The following is a 19,754-nucleotide window of genomic DNA, read 5'->3' on the forward strand; positions in this document are numbered from 1 at the left end:
GGCGGGCGTCCATGCCAGGGGTCGTTACGCTGGGCCAGCAACGCGGGGTGGCCGGCAGCGCAGGGCGCTTTGTGTGCAATTCTGCACGGCGCGCGGCCTCGCTAAATAGCGGCTCCAACGCGCGGGGCTTGGCAAATTTGCGTTAATTTTTTCGAACAGGCTATTGCCCTTTACCCCTCTTGACCCTAGGATTCGTTTGAGATTTCAAACGTTCTGGCGAAAATTGCCCGAAATCCCGGGCATTTGCGCCGAACCGCCGCCCGCCGGCGGCAACAATCGCCAAACAATAGCGTACGCGCGCTGCCCAACGGCGTACCCCACTACCAAGTGCCGATGCCAGGGTGTCGGAATTTAGGAGACTGCCATGCAACTGAAAGACACCCAGCTGTTCCGTCAGCAGGCTTATATCGACGGCACTTGGCTGGACGCCGACAGCGGCCAGACCATCAAGGTCAACAACCCGGCCACTGGCGAAATCATCGGCACGGTGCCGAAGATGGGCGCAGCGGAAACCCGTCGCGCCATCGAAGCGGCCGACCGTGCCCTGCCGGCCTGGCGTGCGCTGACCGCCAAGGAGCGCTCGAACAAACTGCGCCGCTGGTTTGAACTGCTGATCGAGAACCAGGACGACCTCGGCCGCCTGATGACCCTGGAGCAGGGCAAACCGCTGGCCGAAGCCAAGGGCGAGATCGTCTACGCCGCTTCCTTTATCGAGTGGTTCGCCGAAGAAGCCAAGCGCGTGTACGGCGACGTGATTCCGGGCCATCAGCCGGACAAACGTCTGATCGTGATCAAGCAGCCAATCGGCGTGACGGCGGCCATTACTCCGTGGAACTTCCCGGCGGCGATGATCACCCGTAAAGCCGGCCCGGCCCTGGCCGCCGGCTGCACCATGGTGATCAAGCCAGCCTCGCAGACGCCGTTCTCCGCCCTGGCCCTGGTCGCGCTGGCCGAGCGTGCCGGCATTCCGAAAGGCGTGCTGAGCGTGGTTACCGGCAGCGCTGGCGATATCGGCAGCGAGCTGACCGGCAACCCGATCGTGCGCAAGCTGAGCTTCACCGGCTCCACCGAAATCGGTCGCCAATTGATGGCCGAATGCGCCAAGGACATCAAGAAGGTCTCCCTGGAGCTGGGCGGCAACGCGCCGTTTATCGTGTTCGACGACGCCGATCTGGATAAAGCCGTCGAAGGCGCGCTGATCTCCAAATACCGCAACAACGGTCAGACCTGCGTATGCGCCAACCGCCTGTACATTCAGGACGGCGTGTACGACGCCTTCGCCGAGAAGCTGGCCGCCGCCGTAGCCAAGCTGCAGATCGGAAACGGTCTGGATGAAGGCACCACCACCGGCCCGCTGATCGACGACAAGGCTGTGGCCAAGGTTCAGGAACATATCGCCGATGCCCTGAGCAAAGGCGCGCGCCTGCTCGCTGGCGGCAAGCCGCACGCCCTGGGCGGCAGCTTCTTCGAACCGACCATTCTGGTCGACGTGCCGAAGAACGCCGCCGTGGCCAAGGAAGAAACCTTCGGCCCGCTGGCCCCACTGTTCCGCTTCAAGGACGAGGCCGAAGTGATCGCCATGTCCAACGACACCGAGTTCGGCCTGGCCTCGTATTTCTATGCCCGTGACCTGGGTCGCGTGTTCCGTGTGGCGGAAGCTTTGGAATACGGTATGGTCGGCGTCAACACCGGGTTGATCTCCAATGAAGTCGCGCCGTTCGGCGGCGTAAAAGCCTCGGGCCTCGGCCGCGAAGGCTCGAAGTACGGCATTGAGGATTACCTGGAAATCAAATACCTCTGCCTGGGTATCTAATCCTGGCGAAGTAGCAGTAACCCGCCGAAGACGCACGAGAGCGCTGCGTCTTCGGCTTTTATATGGACATACCTTGTGGCCGGGCGTGCTGTGACAGTCGATCATCGAATACTGCCAAGCCGCCGCCGGTGACACATCCTTGAACCACGCCGAGATTAGCCGGCGAATGAGGACATCATGAGCAAGACCAACGAATCCTTAATGCAACGCCGCACCGCTGCCGTTCCGCGCGGCGTGGGCCAGATCCACCCGATCTTCGCCGAATCGGCGAAGAACGCTACCGTCACCGACGTTGAAGGTCGCGAGTTTATCGACTTCGCCGGCGGCATCGCGGTGCTCAACACCGGCCACCTACACCCGAAAGTGATTGCTGCGGTGCAGGAACAGCTGACCAAGCTGACCCACACCTGCTTCCAGGTGCTGGCCTACGAGCCGTACGTCGAGCTGTGCGAGAAGGTCAACGCCAAGGTGCCGGGCGACTTCGCCAAGAAGACCCTGCTGGTCACCACCGGCTCCGAAGCGGTGGAAAACGCCGTGAAGATCGCCCGCGCCGCCACTGGCCGCGCCGGGGTAATTGCCTTCACCGGCGGCTACCACGGTCGCACCATGATGACCCTGGGTCTGACCGGCAAGGTCGTACCCTACTCGGCCGGCATGGGCCTGATGCCCGGCGGCATCTTCCGCGCTCAGTACCCGTGCGAGCTGCACGGCGTCAGCACGGATGACGCGATCACTAGCATCGAGCGCATCTTCAAGAACGACGCCGAGCCCCGCGATATCGCCGCGATCATCATTGAGCCGGTGCAAGGCGAGGGCGGTTTCTACGTCGCGCCGAAAGACTTTATGCTGCGCCTGCGCGCCCTCTGTGATCAGCACGGCATCCTGCTGATCGCCGACGAAGTGCAAACTGGCGCTGGTCGTACCGGCACCTTCTTCGCCATGGAACAGATGGGCGTCGCCGCCGACCTGACCACCTTCGCCAAATCCATCGCCGGCGGTTTCCCGGTGGCCGGTGTGTGCGGCAAGGCTGAATACATGGACGCCATCGCCCCAGGCGGCCTGGGCGGCACCTACGCCGGTAGCCCGATCGCCTGCGCCGCGGCCCTGGCCGTGATGGAAGTGTTTGAGGAAGAAAAGCTGCTGGACCGCTGCAAGGCTGTCGGCGAGCGTCTGGTCACCGGCCTCAAGGCCATCCAGACCAAGCACAAGAGCATCGGCGAGGTGCGCGCCCTCGGCGCAATGATCGCCATGGAACTGTGCGAAGACGGCGACCTGCACAAGCCCAACGCCGCCCTGACCGGGCAGATCGTCGCCAAGGCCCGCGACAAGGGCCTGATCCTGCTGTCCTGCGGCACCTACGGCAACGTGCTGCGCGTGCTGGTACCGCTGACCGCCGAAGATGCGCTGCTCGACAAAGGCCTGGCGATTATTGCCGAGTGCTTCGACGAACTGGCGTAAGCGCAACGGCTGCAAAGAAACCCGCTACGGCGGGTTTTCTTTTGCTCGCAATAGTATGGCTAACGTTATTGCCTTACGCGTGTGCCGCCTTCGTAGCCCGGATGAAATCCGCGAGCGGCTGTTCAAGCAGCAGGACTTCCCCCGAATCGCATCCAGCCCCTAGGTTTAGGTGGTTCGTAGCTGTGGCGGGGGGCCCCGGCCCATGGCCGCGATCGCGGTATCCCTGAGAAACATCGCGGGCATGGCCCGCTCCTACAAATGGCGTGGCAAGGGGCAATCTGAGCAGCTGAGCAGCTGAGCAGCTGAACAGCCGGCCAAGACCTGCGGCAGCGAATCTTGGTTACGTGCCTGGCTAGAGCGAACGGTCCCTCAGGGAGTCGAGCGCGCTGGCAAGCGAATGAAGCCGGCCTCGCTCAGCCGCGCATCGGCCAGCCCGGCCAGTGGCTGCGGGCGCGCAATAAAGTAGCCCTGGGCGTAATCGATACCCAGGGCCCGCACACAATCCAGGGTCGCCTGGTTTTCGACAAATTCGGCCACGGTGCTCAGGCCCAGCTGGCTGGCGATCTGCTGCATGGAGCCGACCATGGCCTGGTTGATCGGGTCGTTCTCCAGGCCGCTGATAAAGCTGCCGTCGATCTTGACGATATCCAGCGGCAGATGCCGCAGGTAGGCGTAGGAGGCAAAGCCACTGCCGAAGTCGTCCAGCGCCACCTTCAGGCCATGCTCGCGCAGCTGCCTGATCCATTGCGCCGACACCCCCAACTCGCCCAGAGCAACCATCTCCGTCACCTCGATACACAACTTGTCGGCCGGCAGCTTGTGCTGCTGCAACTGGCTGTGCAGCAACTGGTGAAACTCGGCATTGAGCAGGGAGCTGGCGGTCAGGTTGAGATTGACCTGGGCCAGTTGCTGCACATGGCGCGGGTTATCGGCCAGCCACTGACACAGAGTAAGCAGCACCCAGCGGTCGATGGCCCCGAGAAAGCCATAGCGCTCGGCCGCACCGAGAAACTGCCCGGGGCTGAACAGCTCGCCGCTGTGCGGGTCGCGGTAGCGCAGCAACACCTCGTAGCGTAGGCCGTCGGCGGCCCCCTGCAGCGGCATCACCGGCTGGTAGTACAGCTCGAAGTGATTCTGCTCGATGCCTTCGCGCAGGCGGGTAATCCATTGCAGCTGGCGCTGGTGTTTGAGCAGCGCGCCATCGGCCGGATTGAACTGTTGTACCCGGTTGCGGCCCTGATGCTTGGCCAGCTGGCTGGCGCTGTCGGCCCAGTACAGGGCGGTTTCCCAATCGCGGACTCCGCTGTCGAGCTCCAGCAGGCCGATGCTGGCCTGCACACGAAAAGGCCGGCCCTCCCAGGAAAAGACGAACTGCTCGACGCACAGACGCAGGTTTTCGGCATGGGCGAGGGCCTTCTGCCCATCCGCGGCGCGCAGCAGCACGGCGAACTCGTCGCCGCCGATACGCGCCAGCTCGGCATCCGCCGGCAACTGGTGCTGCAGATGGGTGGACAGCTGACGCAGCAACTGGTCACCGGCGGAGTGGCCGCAGAGGTCGTTGACCTGCTTGAACTGGTCCAGATCCAGGCACAGCAGGTGGCTGAACGGCCGGCTGGCAACCTCCTTCAGGCTTTCCTGCAGCAGCCGCTCCAGCTCGCGACGGTTGAGCAGGCCGGTGAGCGAGTCATGGGCCGCCAGGTGTTGCAGACGTTCCTCCAGGGCGCGCCGCTCGCTGAGGTCGACCACTATGCCCTCGATGCACTCCTGATCCGGCCGCTGCTGCAGAGCCAGATAGACCCAGTGCACCCGGCCATCGAGCCCCTGCAGCCGACACTCCTGGCTGACGGCCGACTGCTCGCCCTGCAGCAGCGCCAGGCGTTCGCGCCACTGCTCGCGGCCGAACAGCGCCTGCATATTCAGGCCCTCGACCATCTGCCCGCCCAGCAACGCGACAAAACTGGGGTTGGCCTCCAGCAGCAGCCCGGCCCCGCTGCAGCGAAAGATCCCCTCGCTGCTGTTGCTGAACAACGCCTGGTACTGCTGCAGGTGGCTGATTGCCTGGGCCCGGCTGTGCAACAGGTCGCGCCGCACCTGTTCCAACTGCTTGTCGAGCATGCCGCCGAACAGCAGCAGGCTGATGGCCGGCAGGTACACATGCAGGTAATTGAACCCGGGCATCAGCGGCAGCAGCCCGGCACGCCCCAGGGGCACCAACAACAGCAGCAACAGCGCCGCGCTCCAGCACCACAGGTAGCCGCCCGCATAGGGCCGGCGCTGGCGGACGCCGAGCAAAAGCAGGCCGAGATGGAGGGCACCGGTCAGCAGGATCAGCACGTTCAGGGTCTGGTAGGCGCGATGGTGGCCGTAGCTGACGATGGTCCAGCCGCAGACCAGCAGGGTCAGGGCGAAAAAACCGTCGCGCAGATAAACCAGCCGCCCCAGCTCGAGCTTTAGCGCACTGATCAGGAACAGGCTGCTGAAGATCATCATCAGCGGATTGGCCAGGTTGGCCAGCTGCATCGGCAGCCATGGCCACTGCGGCAGCCACAGTGCCACCAGGCCGTGCTGCGCAGCGTTGTACAGGGCCACGCCGAACAGGGTCAGGCAGAACCAGACCAGTTGCGGCTCGCGCAGGGTACTGAACTTGATCAGGTAGAACAGCACCAGGCTCAGCAGTGCGCCGAACAACAGGCCGCTTTGCAGCCAGTCATGGGCCAACAGCAGGCTGCTCTGCTCGGCACCGACCACCTGCATCGGCAGGCTGATCGACGACCCGCTCTGCACCCGCAGTAGCAAGGTGTGCGGACCCTCGCCAAGGCGCGGCAGGCTCAGCATAAAATGCGGGTAGGGTTCGCCACGCTCGAGAAAGGGTCGATGGTCGCCGCTGTAATAGGGCGCGATCAGACGCTCGCGGTCGTACAGCCAGACTTCCAGGTCGTCGAGAAAGGGATGGGCGATGATCAGGTTGAGGCGCGCCGCGGCCGGGGCGTCCAGGCGAAAGGCCAGCCACCAGGCACTGGCCGAGTAACCCATATGCGGCGTGCCCTGGGTCAGCACGCCCTGGGCCTCGATCAGCTCCAGCACTTCCCCGGCGGTCAGGCTGGCGCTCGGGTCTTCCAGCATCAGGGCCGCGGGCACCGCGACCGGCTGAACCAGGGCGCTGCTGTCCAGGCTAAGCAGGGGCGGGGCGGCAAAGGTCGGGCTGGCGAGCAGGCAGAGGCCGAACAACAGACCGAGCACAGGGAATTTGAACAGCTGGAGCATCCTGACGCCTCAGTAGACTGCGAGGGCGTCAAGGCTCAGGGTGAACACAGCCCGCCTGCTAGGCGAGTTGACGCTCGGGAATTCTAGCTGAGAACCGGTGACTTGATGGCGCTAAGCGTCTCGCCCAGCGCCTGCAACAGGCCGGCAACCTGCGCTGCACTCATGCTGAAGGGGTCGAAGCGGTCACTGCCCGAATACTTGAGAAACAGCTCGCGGTTGGCCTGCTTGGCCCCGGCCCAGCCCATGCTCCAATTGCTGTAATGGCGCACGTCGATCTCGGCATAGTCGATGATGCACAGGTCCTTGTGTCGACTGTCGTCGGCCAGGCGGTTGTACAGGGCGTTCACCTCCGCACGCGGGCCTTCGAGCGCCTGCAGAAAGATATCGGCATTGCAGCAGAGAACCCCGGTCAGTCCTTTACCTGGGTTGTTGCGCTGCGAACTGTCGAGAATCTCACGAATCAGTTCGGCTGAAACCGAATGACTGGCACGGCTGGCATAGGTAAGGCGAACTAACATAATTGGATCCTCGCAGGCTGCGGGCAGGGTAGCAGCTACAGATTCTGCATTATCTGTATAGGTTATGTATAACTAATTGCGTAACATTCTTCTGGCCAAACGCGTAACAAAACCCCTCAGGCACTCTCTATAGTGGCTACTTAGAGGCTGACACGATCAGCCGGCGCGTCAGCATCAAGGAACCAAACACCGTGCATGCCATGCTTCCCCTGCTCGACCAACTGGCCTTCCCGGCAATCCGCCGGGGCCAACTGGAAGCGCTGCAGATCAACCTGACCTACCGCTGTAACCAGCGCTGCCTGCATTGCCATGTCAATGCCGGGCCGACCCGCACCGAGGCCATGACCGATGAAAGCCTGGCCCTGCTGCATCAGGTGATTGACGCTCATCCCGTGCATACCCTCGACCTCACTGGCGGCGCGCCGGAGATGCACCCGCGTTTTCGCGAGATCGTTGTGCATGCGCGCCGCGAAGGCCTGCGAGTGATCGACCGCTGTAACCTGACCATCCTCAGCGAGCCGGGTTATGAAGACCTGGCGCAGTTTCTCGCCGAGCAGGGCGTCGAAGTCAGTGCCTCGCTGCCCTGTTACTCGCGCGATAACGTCGACAAGCAACGTGGCGATGGCGTGTTCGATGCCAGCATCAAGGGCCTGCAACAGCTCAATGCCCTGGGCTACGGCCAGCCCGGCAGCGGGCTGATTCTCAACCTGGTGTACAACCCGCAAGGCCCGAGCCTGCCGCCACCGCAAGCGGCGCTGGAAGCCGATTACAAACGCCACCTGGCCGAAGACTTCGGCATCGTCTTCAACCACCTGCTGACCATCACCAACCAGCCGATTGCGCGCTTTGGCAGCACCCTGGTCAGCAAGGGCCAGTTCAACGGCTACATGCAGCTGCTGCGCGACAGCTACCGCCCGGAAAACCTCGAACCGCTGATGTGCCGCAGCCTGGTCAGCGTCGATTGGCAGGGCTACCTGTACGACTGCGACTTCAACCAGATGCTCGATTTGCCCCTGGAGTTCCCCGAGCTGATCGGCCGCGAGCGGCCGCATTTGCGTGATCTGCTGAACGCATCGCTCGCTGGCAACGCTATCGTTACCCGCGATCATTGTTACGCCTGTACCGCCGGGCAGGGTTCCAGTTGCGGCGGCAGCCTCACTTCCTAAGGATCGATCCATGCAACCAACCAGTCTGACCGGGCTGTTTTTCTGGGGCTTTCTGCTGGTCTACGGCGCGCTGATGCTGGCCTTGTCGCCACGCGTCGTAACCCTTGGCGGGTTCTTCAATGGCGAAGACAACCAGGGCCGCAGCGCCAGCCCCTGGCTGATTACGTCGAGCATCTTTATCAGCTGGATCTTCGCCAAATCGGTGACCAACGCCGCCAATCTGGGTGCCACTTATGGCCTGGTCGGCGGCCTGGCCTATGCCATGTACTGGCTGTCGATTCCGCTCACCGGCTTTGTTATCTACCGCCTGCGTCGGCGCTTTGCCGCCACTGGCCTGGTGAGCTTCTTGAGCAGCCATTACGGTCGTGGTGCAGCGCTGGCGTTCTCTGCGGCGATTCTGATTCGCCTGTTTAACGAGGTGTGGAGCAACACGGCGGTGGTGGGCGGCTATTACGGCGACTCCGGCAGCTTCGAGTTTATTGCTTCGGCCTTGCTGTTTACCGCCGTAACCCTGGCCTACAGCCTGCGCGGCGGGCTGCGCAGCTCGATCCTTACCGATGCGGCGCAGGCGGCGATCTTCGTTATTGCCCTGGTCTGGGTACTCGGCCTGGTATTGCCGCAGCATTCGCCCAGCGAGCTGGCCAGCACCAGCAACTGGGCGCTGAATGCAGGGGTCGACCTACTGCTGGTCGCTGGCCTGCAGGCCTTTAGCTATGGCTTCCATGACCCGGTGCTGACCGACCGCGGCTTTATCAGCGAGGAGAAGGCCATGCGCCGCTCCTTTCTGATCGCCGGGGTGCTGGGCTTTATCGCCATCCTGGCCTTTAGCCTGATCGGCGTGCACGCCCAGCTTACCGGCCTGGCCGCCTCGGATAACGTACCGGCGGCCCTGGCCAAGAGTCTGGGCATCGGCGCACTGCTGATCATGACCGTGGTGATGGTGTCCGCTGCCGGTTCGACGTTGGACTCGACCTTCTCCAGCTTGGCCAAGCTGGCCGGGCGCGAGCTGCCGAAACTGGCCGGCCGCGACCTCGGGCAGAAAGCCATCGGCGTGGGCATGGCGGTGATGGTGGTGTTCGCCCTGCTCGGCAACCTGCCGATGATCGCCGGCACCGACATCCTCAAGGCCACCACCATCAGCGGCACCATGGTCATTGGCCTGGCCCCGGTATTCGTCTTGCATGGCCTGACCCGGCCCACGTGGCTGGGCTTTCACCTGAGCTTCTGGACCGGCCTGGGCCTGGGTGTGGCACTGACCCTGAACTGGATTCCGCAGAGCTGGGCCATCGGCGACGGCAAATATGCGCTGCTGCTCGGCACTAATCTCTATGGTTTAGGGCTCTGTGTGCTGGGCTATCTGCTACCTGGCTGGTTGCGGAGGACCGCCTGATGCGACTTGGCCCCGTAGGGTGTGCTGTGCGCACCAAGCATCTGCCTGCGGTATTGGTGCGCACGGCGCACCCCACCCATGTTGGGCTGTGCGTGCTGGGTTATCTGCTGCCCGGCTGGCTGCGGAGGACGGCCTGATGCGGCGTGGCCCCGTAGGGTGCGCTGTGCGCACCAAGCATCTGCCTGCGGTATTGGTGCGCACGGCGCACCCTACCCATGTTGGGCTATGCGTGCTGGGTTATCTGCTACCCGGCAGGTCGAGGAGAACGCACTGATGCGCGCCGGCCGTGACTGCCCGCTGGACTATCGCCTGATGCGGGATGCCTTTAGCGGCGAGCCGCTATTCGACTGCCAAGTGCTATATGTCGTGGGCGGCCTATATGGCAATCGCCAGGCCCTGGCCGCCCTGCAACGGCGCTTGACCGCCGAGCCACATGCGCGGGTGGTGTTTAACGGCGATGCCCACTGGTTCGACCGCGACCCGCAAATTTTCCAGCAGATCGAGCAGGGCATCAGTGCCCATCTGGCCCTGCGCGGCAATGTTGAAACCGAACTGGGCCGCGCCGACGACAGCGGCGCGGGCTGCGGCTGTGCCTACCCGATGACGGTGGGTGAGGCGGTAGTCGAGCGCTCCAATGCCATCCAGCAGGAATTGAACAGCACCGTGCAGGGTTTGCCCGGTATGGCCGAACGCCTGGCGGCACGCCCGAGCACTGCGCTGGTTAGCGTGGCCGGCCGGCGCGTGGCGATCAGCCATGGCGACGAACAATCTCTGGCCGGCTGGAGCTGCTCACGGGAATCCCTCAGCGAGCATGCACGCCAGCAGCAACTGGATAACTGGTTCGCCGCACACAACGTAAAGGTTCTGGCCACCAGCCATACCTGTTCGGCGGTGGCCTTGAGCCTTGAACACGGCGCGCTGATCAATAACGGCGCAGCCGGGCTGCCGAACTTTGCCGGCGGCCGTTATGGCCTGCTTAGCCGTATCGCGACTACGCCACATCCAGCGGCGCTGTATCGCTGCCAGCGTGATGGCCTGTTTATCGAGGCGCTGCCGCTGAACTACAACCACGATGATTTTCTCGCCGACTTCGACCGCCAGTGGCCCGCCGATAGTCCGGCGGCGTTGTCCTATCGTTCACGGGTGCTCGGCCAACTGAGCGACCGCCCCGAGACTGCCCTGCTGGCCGGTTTTAGCCTGTGCCAAAGCCTTTGCGCCCTGGAGGCGCTGACTGATGAATAGCCGCAAACTCGCCCTGATGGGCCTGATCCTCGCGCTGCTGGGCAGCTTCTTTGTCTTCGACATCGGCCAGTACCTCAATCTGGAAGCGCTTAAGGCGCAGCAGGCCGCGCTGAATGCCCAGGTAACGGCGCAACCCTGGCTGGCTGCAGGGCTGTTCTTCCTCGCCTATGTGGCGGTTACCGCGCTATCGCTTCCCGGCGCGGCGCTGATGACTCTGCTGGCCGGCGCGCTGTTCGGCCTGCTCGAAGGCTTTGTCCTGGTGTCCTTCGCCTCGACCCTGGGCGCGACCCTGGCCATGCTCAGCAGCCGCTTCTTGCTGCGTGACTGGGTGCAGGCGCGCTTCGGCCAGCGCCTGGCCGGGATTGATGCAGGTATCGAGCGCGAGGGCGCGTTCTACCTGTTCGCCCTGCGCCTGGTTCCGGTGTTCCCGTTCTTTCTGATCAACCTGGCCATGGGCCTGACCCGGCTGCCAGCGCGCACCTACTGGTGGGTCAGTCAGCTCGGCATGCTGCCGGGCACCCTGGTTTATGTGAACGCGGGGCGCGAGCTGGGCCAGCTCGACTCCCTGGCCGGCATTCTCTCCCCAGGATTGCTCGGCGCGTTTGTGCTGCTCGGCGTATTCCCCTTGATCGCGCGCAAGCTGCTCGGCCTGGTTCAGGCGCGGCGGGTATATACCGGCTGGCATAAACCGAAGACGTTTGACCGCAACCTGCTGGTGATCGGGGCCGGTGCTGGCGGCCTGGTCAGCGCCTATATCGCGGCGGCGGTAAAGGCCAAAGTCAGCCTGATCGAAAAACACCAGATGGGCGGCGACTGCCTGAACACCGGCTGCGTGCCGTCCAAGGCGCTGCTGCGTTCGGCCAAGCTGGCCAATGAACTGAAAAAGAGCCCGGCGTTGGGCTTTACCGGCGTACAGGGCACGGTGGACTTCCCGGCGGTGATGCAGCGCATCCAGCGGGTGATTGCCGATATCGAACCGCATGACTCAGTCGAGCGTTACACCGGCCTGGGCGTCGAGGTGATTCAGGGCGAAGCGAAAATCCTCTCGCCCTGGAGCGTTGAGGTCAACGGCCAGACCCTGACCAGCCGCAACCTGGTTATTGCCGCCGGCGCGCGGCCGTTGGTGCCGAAGATTCCTGGCCTGGAGCAGGTGCAGAGCTACACCTCGGACAGCATCTGGAGCCTGCGCCAGCAGCCGCGCTGGCTGCTGGTGCTGGGCGGCGGGCCGATTGGCTGCGAGCTGGCCCAGGCCTTCCAGCGCCTCGGCAGCCAGGTGATTCAGGTGGAACTGGCCGAACGCCTATTGCCGCGCGAAGACGCCGATGCCAGCGAGCTGGTGTTGCAGAGCCTGCGCAGCGACGGCGTCGATGTGCGTCTGCAACACAAGGCCGAACGCTTCGAAGTGGTGGATGGCGAACAACGTATGGTCGCCCGCCGTCTGGACACCGGCGAGGAGGTGACCATCGCCTTCGACGGCCTGCTGCTGGCCCTCGGCCGCGTCGCCAATGTCACGGGCTATGGCGTCGAGGAACTGGGCCTCACCGTGCGGCCCAACGGCACCCTGGAAACCGACGAGTATCTGGCCACACGTTTTCCCAATATCTACGCGGTGGGCGATGTCACCGGGCCGTACCAGTTCACCCATGTCGCCGCGCACCAGGCCTGGTATGCGGCGGTCAATGCGCTGTTCAGCGGCTTTAAGCGTTACAAGGTGGATTACCGAGTGATCCCTGCCTGCACCTTTACCGATCCCGAGGTCGCCCGCGTGGGGTTGAGCGAGGGCGAGGCCAAGGCGCAGAACATTGCTTATGAGGTGACCCGCTACGGCATCGACGACCTCGACCGGGCGATTGCCGATGAAGCCGCCCACGGCTTTGTCAAAGTGCTGACCGTACCAGGCAAGGACAAGATTCTCGGTGTGACGATTGTCGGCGAACACGCCGCCGAGTTGCTCGCCGAATACGTGCTGGCGATGAAACACAACCTGGGCCTGAACAAGATTCTCGGCACCATCCACAGCTACCCGACCATGGCCGAGGCCAACAAGTACGTGGCTGGCGAATGGAAACGCGCGCATGCACCCCAGGGGTTACTGCGGCTGGTTGAGCGCTTCCATACCTGGCGCAGAAGCTGATGCGCGGGTTACTGCTCGCGCTGCTGCTAGTGGCTCCGCTGGCCCAGGCCGACAACGCCCTGACGCCCTGGACGGCCAGCCCGCCAAAGGGCGAATGGTCGGCACCTTGGCGGCTGGCGGATATCCCCAAGCTCAAACCGTCCGAGCGCAGCCTGGTCGAGCAGGACGGTAAGCAGGTGCTACGGATCAAAGCCGATGCCGCTGCCGGTGGCCTGCTGCATCCGCTCGATCTACCCGGCGATCAGCGCTGGCAACTGAGCTGGCAGTGGCGCACCGAGCAGAAACTGGAGCAGGCACGCTTCGCCACCCGCGAGGGCGACGACTACGCCGCACGAGTCTATGTACTGCTGGATTACCCGCTGGAATCGCTGAGCTTTGTCACCCGGCAGAAGCTGCGCCTGGCGCGCACCTTCTTCGACCCCGACTTGCCAGCGGCAACCCTGAGCTACGTTTGGGACAACCGCGCCGCGCCGGACACTCAGGCCCGCAGCGCCTATACCGAGACGGTGGAGATGATTGTGCTGCGTGGCCCGGAAGCACCACCGGGGCAATGGCTAAGCGAGTCCCGCGATCTGAACGCCGACGCCATCGCCGCCTTTGGCAGCGCGCCACGCAAGATCCTCGGCGTGGTGTTTGCCGCCGACAGCGACAACACCGGCGAGTCGGCAGAAAGCTATTTCGTCGCGCCGCAATTGCAGCTGTCCAAACCGTAAGAGCGGGGGGACGCCCAGTGCCATGCCCGCGAACCCCTGCGATGCAAAAGCTTCGCGGGCATGGCCCGCTCCTACATTCACCATTCAGGCGACCTGGGTCTGTTTGACGGACTCAACCTGCTCGCGACGCGTCCAACGATTGGCCCGGGCAAAGGTGCCGAAGTCGTTAAAGCGCACACCCTGCTCACGCATCACCTTATGCGCGAACGGCACGCTGAGCTGGCGGATATAGAAGGGCTCCTTGACCACAAAATGATGGATCGCGTGGCTGCTGCCGAAGTTGAAGCAGAACGCCTGCAACGGCCACAGCCACCAGGGATTAAGCACCTGGGTCTGCTGGATCACGTTGCCCGCCTCGACGTCGCCGTAATAGTGCATGTTCGAGCTGACAAAGTGCAGGCAGAAGGTGCGCAGCACGTTGGGGCCGACCAGCACCACCACGGCGATATTTACCACCGCCATCACGCTCAAGGTGGTTGCCGACCAGGCCACTGGCGCGCCCAGCGCGGCCGCCGCGAAGTCGATCAAATGGAAGCCGAGAAACACATACCAGGTGCCCCAGTTGAGCAGCCCCAGCGGCGCATAGACCTTGAGCGTGCGGGTCAGAATCAGGCGGCGATGCTGGGGATTTTTCGCCCGTAGCCAGCGGATGAAGGAGCTCATCATGTTGTCGCCGACCATCAGCAGGCGGGCAAAACCCCAGGGCTCGCCGTTGGTAATGGCGCGCTCTTCCATATCCTGCTCGCTGCCAGACACCTTGTGGTGATTGAGGTGCAGGTGGCGGCGCACCCAGGGATTGATGGTGCTCGGCCGCGCCAGCCAGACCAGCGCCAGCATCAGGTTGTGCGGCACTCGGCGCTTGCGGAAGTACATGGAGTGGATCAGGTCGTGCTCCAGCTCATGGGTCAGCGAGGCGAAGAAGGCATTCAGCAGCAGGCAGGCCCACCAGGCCAGGTAGCCGCCGATATACAGCGCCGCCGAGCCGATCATCCCGACCAGGGCGAAGGTCAGGATGCCGGCACCGAGGGCATCCTGATGCTTGAGCAGGGGGAAACGCTGACGCAGTTCGACGCCGTGAGCCAGCACCTGTTGGCGGATCAGCGCTGCGCGTTGCGCATCATTATGTGCAGCAGTACTTGCAGCGGAGTGGGGCATGCCTACATCCTCTTGTTGATGAGGTGCCACTGTGCCGCCGCGCACGCCCGGCCGCCTGACCCTGAACGCCAACCTGTTGACCGGACCCGCCAATCTGCATGACTGCCGAACCCACAACCCTGGCCAGCTGGACCCGCGCCCTGCGCAAGCAACTCGATGCCCTGGGCCTCGACAGTGCCGCGTTGTGCCAGGCGGCCGGGCTTGAGCCAAGCCTGCTCGACGACCCCAACGCGCGCTGCCCGCTGTCCATCACCACGCGGCTGTGGCAACTGGCGGTCGAGGCCAGCGGTGACCCGGCGCTGGGCTTGAAGACCTCGCAGTTTGTCAGCCCGACCACCTTTCACGCCCTCGGTTACGCCCTGGGTGCCAGCAGCAGCCTGCGCGAGATGTTCGAACGCATCGTGCGTTACCACCGGGTGGTCAGCGACGCCCTGGAACTGGAACTGCGCGAATGCGCCGATGCCTATGAATTTCGCTTTCGCGTCCCGCCCGGCAGCCCGCCGCCGGCCCCCGAGGCGCTGGATGCCTTTGCCGCGATCTATGTACGCAGCTGCCGCAACCGCCTGGGCCGCGACTTCGCCCCACTGACGGTGCATTTGCAGCGAGCCGAGCCGCTGGATGCACAGCCCTGGCATGCCGTCTTCCGCGCGCCGCTGTTGTTTGCTGCGGCGGAAAACCTCCTGCGCTTCCCCCGCGCCGCCTTCGAACAGCGCCTGGACGACGGCAACCCGGAACTGGCCGAGCACAACGAAACAGTGCTCAAGCGCACCCTCGAACAGCTGCAGCACGCCACCTGGACGCACAAGGTGCGCGCCTGCCTGGAGGCCCAGCTACCGGATGGCGAGCCGTCCGCCGAGCGTATCGCGCAGACCCTGCACCTGAGCCTGCGCAGCCTGCAGCGCCATCTGGCCGATGAAGGCGGCAACTACGAAGGCCTGCTCGCCGACACCCGCCACAGCCTGGCGCTGCACCATATGCGCGACCCACGCTGCTCGATCAGCGAGATCGCCTACTTGCTCGGCTTCGCCGACACCAGCAGCTTTAGCCGCGCCTTCAAGCGCTGGACCGGGCAAGCGCCCAGCCATTACCGCGAAGGACTGAAACCGAGCTAAACCGCTGCGCTCAGGCCGAATTCAGCTGGGCCTTGAGCAGGTCGCGGAAGGTCTGGATCAACGGCTCCCGCGAGCGGCCACGGCGCAGAATCAGGGAGAACGGTGCCTGGTAGCCGAAGGTCGCCGGCAGCAGCACCTTGAGTCGCCCCTGATCGACCCAGGGCTGCGCGTAGTGCTCCGGCAGGTAGCCGATATAAGCGCCGGACAGCACCAGAATCAGCTGCGCCTCCATCGACTCCACCGTCGCCGCGCTGTGCTTGAAGCCATGCCGGGCCAGTTCCGCCTGGCTCCAGTAACCACGGCCAACCATACGCTGCTGCGCGATCACTTCCTGGGGGATGCGCCGTTCGCTAAACAAGGAGTGACGCTCGCTGCAATACAGCCAGTGCTGCTCGCGGTACAGCGGCTGGTAGACCAGGCCGTTCATCCGCGTGGAGAACGCGCCGATGGCCAGGTCCAGGCGGTTATCCAGCACCGCCAGTTGCAGCTCGTAGGGGCTGGCCACCGACAGATGCAGATGCACCCCCGGATGCTCCTGACTGTATGCGCCGATCACCTCAGGCAGAGGCAGGGCCGGGTCGCTGACCGTGGAGTCCAGCACGCCGAGGTTGAGGGTGCCGCGCAGCTCGCCCTTGAGCGCCGCCGAATAGCGCTCAAAGCCTTCCAGCTCGCCAAGCAAACGCAGGCATTCCTGGTGAAACAGCTCGCCCTTGCTGGTCAGGCTAAAACCGCCACGACCACGGTGACAGAGGCTGAGGCCCAGCTGACTTTCCAGCTGGCTCATATAGGTGCTGATCGCCGAGGTCGAGAGATTGAGTTCCTGCTGCGCCGCGGCAAAACCCTGGTGGCGCACCACGCTGGCGAAAATGCGCAGCAGCTTAAGATCGGGCAGGGATGTGGGATGGGCAGGCATGGCGCTCAGCCTAGCCTTTCGCGAGCGGGGAAACAGCCCCGACCAGTGACCTGGCAGCCAGCGCCCGGCGTAGGAATTCTTCGGCCGGCAGCGGCCGAGCGAACAGGTAACCCTGCAGGTAGTCCACCTGCCGCCCGGCCAGATAGCGCATCTGCTCCTCGGTCTCCACCCCTTCGGCAATCACTTCCAGATGCAGCTTGGCGCAAAGTTCGATCACGCTGTCGAGAATATGCGGCGACAGCGCGTCCTTGCCGATCATCGCCACAAAGCTCTGGTCGATTTTCAGATAGTCCACCTTGAGCTTGTGCAGATAGCTCAGGCTGGAATGACCGGTGCCGAAATCGTCCAGGGCGATCCTCACGCCCATCTCGTGCAACTCGGCGAACAGCTGGTCGGTAATGGCGTCCGGCTCCAGTAACTCGCGCTCGGTCAGCTCCAGCACCAGCACCACCTGCCCCGGCGTGAAGGCATCGAGAAACGCCCGGCACTCGTCGAGCAGGGCGCGGCTGCGGCAATGCACGGCACTGATATTGATGCCGACATGGAAACCCGCGCCCAGGCGATCCGCCACTGGTGCTAGCAACTGCGCGGTGCGGCGCATCAGATCGCTGGTCATCGGCACGATCAGGCCGGAGCTTTCCGCCAGGGGAATAAACAGGTCCGGGCGCACCAGCCCCTCGCGCGGATGTTGCCATCGCATCAGTACCTCAGCACCGATCCACTGCTGCGAATCGTTGCGCACCAACGGCTGGAAATACGGCACGAACTCGCCAGCCTGCAGCGCACGCCGCAGCTCGGCGCTCGGCGAACCGGAGCGGGCCTGCAGCCAGTAACTGCCGGCCCCGGCCAGCGCGCCGAGCAGCCCCAGCAGCGCAAACAGCACCGGGTACTGCGCGCCCATATAGCTCAGCTGAGCCCCGTTCGGGAAGGCGGCGCGCACCTGGTAGGGATAACGCGTGGACCCCAGCGCCACCCTGGCGACGGGATAGTCGGGCAGCCGCCCTGGACGCACCAGCCCCGTACGCGGCATCCATTGCTCACCGACGATCAACTGCATCAGGGCCCCACGCTCGACCGTCTGCAGCACGTTCGCCAGATAACGCCCATCGATGGCCACCAACGCGCCGCGCCTATTCTCGACCTGGAGATAGACCAGCAAGGAATGATTCGGGGTGACCGAATTTCCCGCCATCAGCCGCAGCTGACCGGCGGTGTATGCGGACAGGTTGATCTTTTCCTCGGATGGCCCGAACAGCGAAGAACAATACAGCTCGCCCTTATCGAGCAGATTGACCGAGCGCACGAAGGGCACGGTGGCAGCTTGCTCGCGCAGCACTAGCTCGGTTTGCGCGCACGGCGAGCCGACATAGGGCATAACCTCGCTCGCGGCCTGCGCGGCGTTATCGAGCATCTGGTCGACCTGGCGGATCGCATCACCGACGCTGGCGCGGCTGATATCGCGCAACGCGATCCCGGCCTGCATATAGAGAAACATCAACCCCAGCAGAACCGGCAGCGCCCCGACAGCCATGGACAAGCACAGGCGCAGACGGGAACGGGTGGTGCGATAAGCGGTTAAAGGCATCCGGGCTTCCTCGCCGCAAAATTCCTGAAAATTCAAAACGCGCCCGAGCGGATCACGCAGCCACTCGATCCCCCCGGTAGCCGTTGCCATTGAGCCTAGCCGCCTGAAATGGCGGGGAGCCGCGACGCTGCCAGTCTATCGCCGCGCCGTTAGTTTAGAAATCTCTGAACTAAGTTTTTGCCTTCAGCGATTTTTCCCTCAGCACCGCTGACCAAGAATCGGCCCCACTAATAACCACAACAATGCTGAGGCCTAGCCGTGGACAAGATCCTGCACCAGCCCCTGGGCGGCAACGAGATGCCGCGCTTCGGTGGCATCGCCACCATGATGCGCTTGCCGCATATCCAGAAGACTGAAGAGAAACGCGAATTGGATGTCGGCTTTGTCGGCGTACCGCTGGATATCGGCACCTCGCTGCGCTCCGGCACCCGCTTCGGCCCGCGCGAGATCCGCGCCCAGTCGGTGATGATCCGCCCCTACAGCATGGCCACCGGGGCGGCACCTTTTGATTCCCTCAACATTGCCGATATCGGCGATGTGCCGATCAACACCTTCAATATGGCCGAGGCCATCCGCATCATCGAGGAGGCCTACGACGAGATCCTCGAACTGGGCATCGTCCCCCTGACTCTGGGCGGCGATCACACCATCACCCTACCGATTCTCCGTGCCATCAAGAAGAAACACGGCAAGGTCGGCCTGGTGCATATCGACGCCCATGCCGATGTGAATGACCATATGTTCGGCGAGAAGATCGCCCACGGCACCACCTTCCGCCGCGCCGTCGAGGAAGACCTGCTCGATTGCGACCGCGTGGTGCAGATCGGCCTGCGCGCCCAGGGCTACACCGCCGAGGACTTCAACTGGAGCCGCAAGCAGGGCTTTCGTGTGGTCCAGGCCGAAGAATGCTGGCACAAATCCCTGACCCCGCTGATGGAAGAAGTGCGCGCCAAGGTCGGCGGCGGCCCGGTGTACTTGAGCTTCGATATCGACGGCATCGACCCGGCCTGGGCACCCGGCACCGGCACCCCGGAAATCGGCGGCCTGACCACCATTCAGGCCATGGAAATCATCCGTGGCTGCCAGGGCCTGCAGCTGATTGGCGGTGATCTGGTGGAGGTTTCGCCGCCCTACGACACCACCGGCAACACCTCGTTGCTGGGGGCCAATCTGCTTTACGAAATGCTCTGTGTGCTTCCAGGGGTCAAGCGACGTTAAAAATCGCTCCCGGCAATTTTTTATACTGATCGGGCACCTCGTGCGGTGTCCGTGCACTACAACAATAAATAGG

Annotated in this window: 14 protein-coding genes; 9 read left to right on the forward strand and 5 right to left on the reverse strand. The window is 63.8% G+C overall.

The window, feature by feature from the left end; all coding sequences use genetic code 11:
* Positions 1-364: 364 nt before the first annotated feature.
* Both gabD and gabT read left to right on the forward strand, forming a co-directional pair.
* Entirely contained in the window at positions 365-1,813 is a 1,449-nt protein-coding gene (gene gabD / locus VMP31_RS10400) for an NADP-dependent succinate-semialdehyde dehydrogenase (RefSeq protein WP_325506768.1), read from the forward strand.
* A 177-nt stretch (positions 1,814-1,990) separates the two neighbouring features.
* On the forward strand, positions 1,991-3,271 hold the full coding sequence (gabT, locus tag VMP31_RS10405; RefSeq protein WP_325506770.1) for a 4-aminobutyrate--2-oxoglutarate transaminase: 1,281 nt from the start codon (positions 1,991-1,993) through the stop codon (positions 3,269-3,271).
* Between the two features lie 369 nt (positions 3,272-3,640).
* Here gabT and VMP31_RS10410 read toward each other — a convergent pair whose 3' ends face one another.
* On the reverse strand, positions 3,641-6,535 hold the full coding sequence (locus tag VMP31_RS10410) for an EAL domain-containing protein (RefSeq protein ID WP_325506772.1): 2,895 nt from the start codon (positions 6,533-6,535) through the stop codon (positions 3,641-3,643).
* 83 nt (positions 6,536-6,618) lie between these two features.
* A complete protein-coding gene (locus tag VMP31_RS10415; protein WP_325506774.1) occupies positions 6,619-7,053 on the reverse strand; it encodes a BLUF domain-containing protein in 435 nt (144 codons plus the stop codon).
* 200 nt (positions 7,054-7,253) lie between these two features.
* Between VMP31_RS10415 and arsS the strand changes: the two genes are divergently transcribed.
* The 5 genes from arsS to VMP31_RS10440 all read left to right on the forward strand — a co-directional run bounded on the left by arsS (position 7,254) and on the right by VMP31_RS10440 (position 13,698).
* The gene (gene arsS, locus VMP31_RS10420) at positions 7,254-8,219 is read left to right on the forward strand and encodes an arsenosugar biosynthesis radical SAM (seleno)protein ArsS (RefSeq protein WP_325506932.1); all 966 of its coding nucleotides are present in this window, start codon (positions 7,254-7,256) and stop codon (positions 8,217-8,219) included.
* Between the two features lie 10 nt (positions 8,220-8,229).
* On the forward strand, positions 8,230-9,609 hold the full coding sequence (locus VMP31_RS10425; RefSeq protein ID WP_325506776.1) for a sodium:solute symporter: 1,380 nt from the start codon (positions 8,230-8,232) through the stop codon (positions 9,607-9,609).
* Positions 9,610-9,882: 273 nt separating this feature from the next.
* Complete coding sequence (locus VMP31_RS10430) at positions 9,883-10,851, forward strand: hypothetical protein (RefSeq protein ID WP_325506778.1); 969 nt, start codon at positions 9,883-9,885, stop codon at positions 10,849-10,851.
* Entirely contained in the window at positions 10,844-12,985 is a 2,142-nt protein-coding gene (locus VMP31_RS10435) for an FAD-dependent oxidoreductase (RefSeq protein ID WP_325506781.1), read from the forward strand. Before VMP31_RS10430 ends, VMP31_RS10435 begins: the two co-directional genes overlap by 8 nt.
* Complete coding sequence (locus tag VMP31_RS10440) at positions 12,985-13,698, forward strand: DUF3047 domain-containing protein (RefSeq protein WP_325506783.1); 714 nt, start codon at positions 12,985-12,987, stop codon at positions 13,696-13,698. Before VMP31_RS10435 ends, VMP31_RS10440 begins: the two co-directional genes overlap by 1 nt.
* Positions 13,699-13,782: 84 nt before the next feature.
* On the opposite strand, the gene VMP31_RS10445 is transcribed toward VMP31_RS10440, so the two are convergent.
* Entirely contained in the window at positions 13,783-14,853 is a 1,071-nt protein-coding gene (locus tag VMP31_RS10445) for a fatty acid desaturase (protein WP_325506785.1), read from the reverse strand.
* Between the two features lie 98 nt (positions 14,854-14,951).
* Between VMP31_RS10445 and VMP31_RS10450 the strand changes: the two genes are divergently transcribed.
* On the forward strand, positions 14,952-15,965 hold the full coding sequence (locus tag VMP31_RS10450; protein ID WP_325506787.1) for an AraC family transcriptional regulator: 1,014 nt from the start codon (positions 14,952-14,954) through the stop codon (positions 15,963-15,965).
* Between the two features lie 10 nt (positions 15,966-15,975).
* On the opposite strand, the gene VMP31_RS10455 is transcribed toward VMP31_RS10450, so the two are convergent.
* Positions 15,976-16,878 (reverse strand): LysR family transcriptional regulator, encoded by a 903-nt coding sequence (locus VMP31_RS10455; RefSeq protein WP_325506788.1) that lies wholly within the window; start codon positions 16,876-16,878, stop codon positions 15,976-15,978.
* Between the two features lie 10 nt (positions 16,879-16,888).
* Positions 16,889-18,463: an EAL domain-containing protein gene (locus VMP31_RS10460; protein ID WP_325506790.1), complete on the reverse strand. Its 1,575-nt coding sequence runs from the start codon at positions 18,461-18,463 to the stop codon at positions 16,889-16,891.
* Between the two features lie 258 nt (positions 18,464-18,721).
* On the opposite strand from VMP31_RS10460, the gene speB reads away from it, so the two are divergent.
* Entirely contained in the window at positions 18,722-19,681 is a 960-nt protein-coding gene (gene speB / locus VMP31_RS10465; RefSeq protein ID WP_325506792.1) for an agmatinase, read from the forward strand.
* The last annotated feature ends 73 nt before the right edge of the window (positions 19,682-19,754 follow it).

The organism is Pseudomonas sp., from assembly GCF_035512415.1.
In the GTDB taxonomy this organism is placed as follows: domain Bacteria; phylum Pseudomonadota; class Gammaproteobacteria; order Pseudomonadales; family Pseudomonadaceae; genus Aquipseudomonas.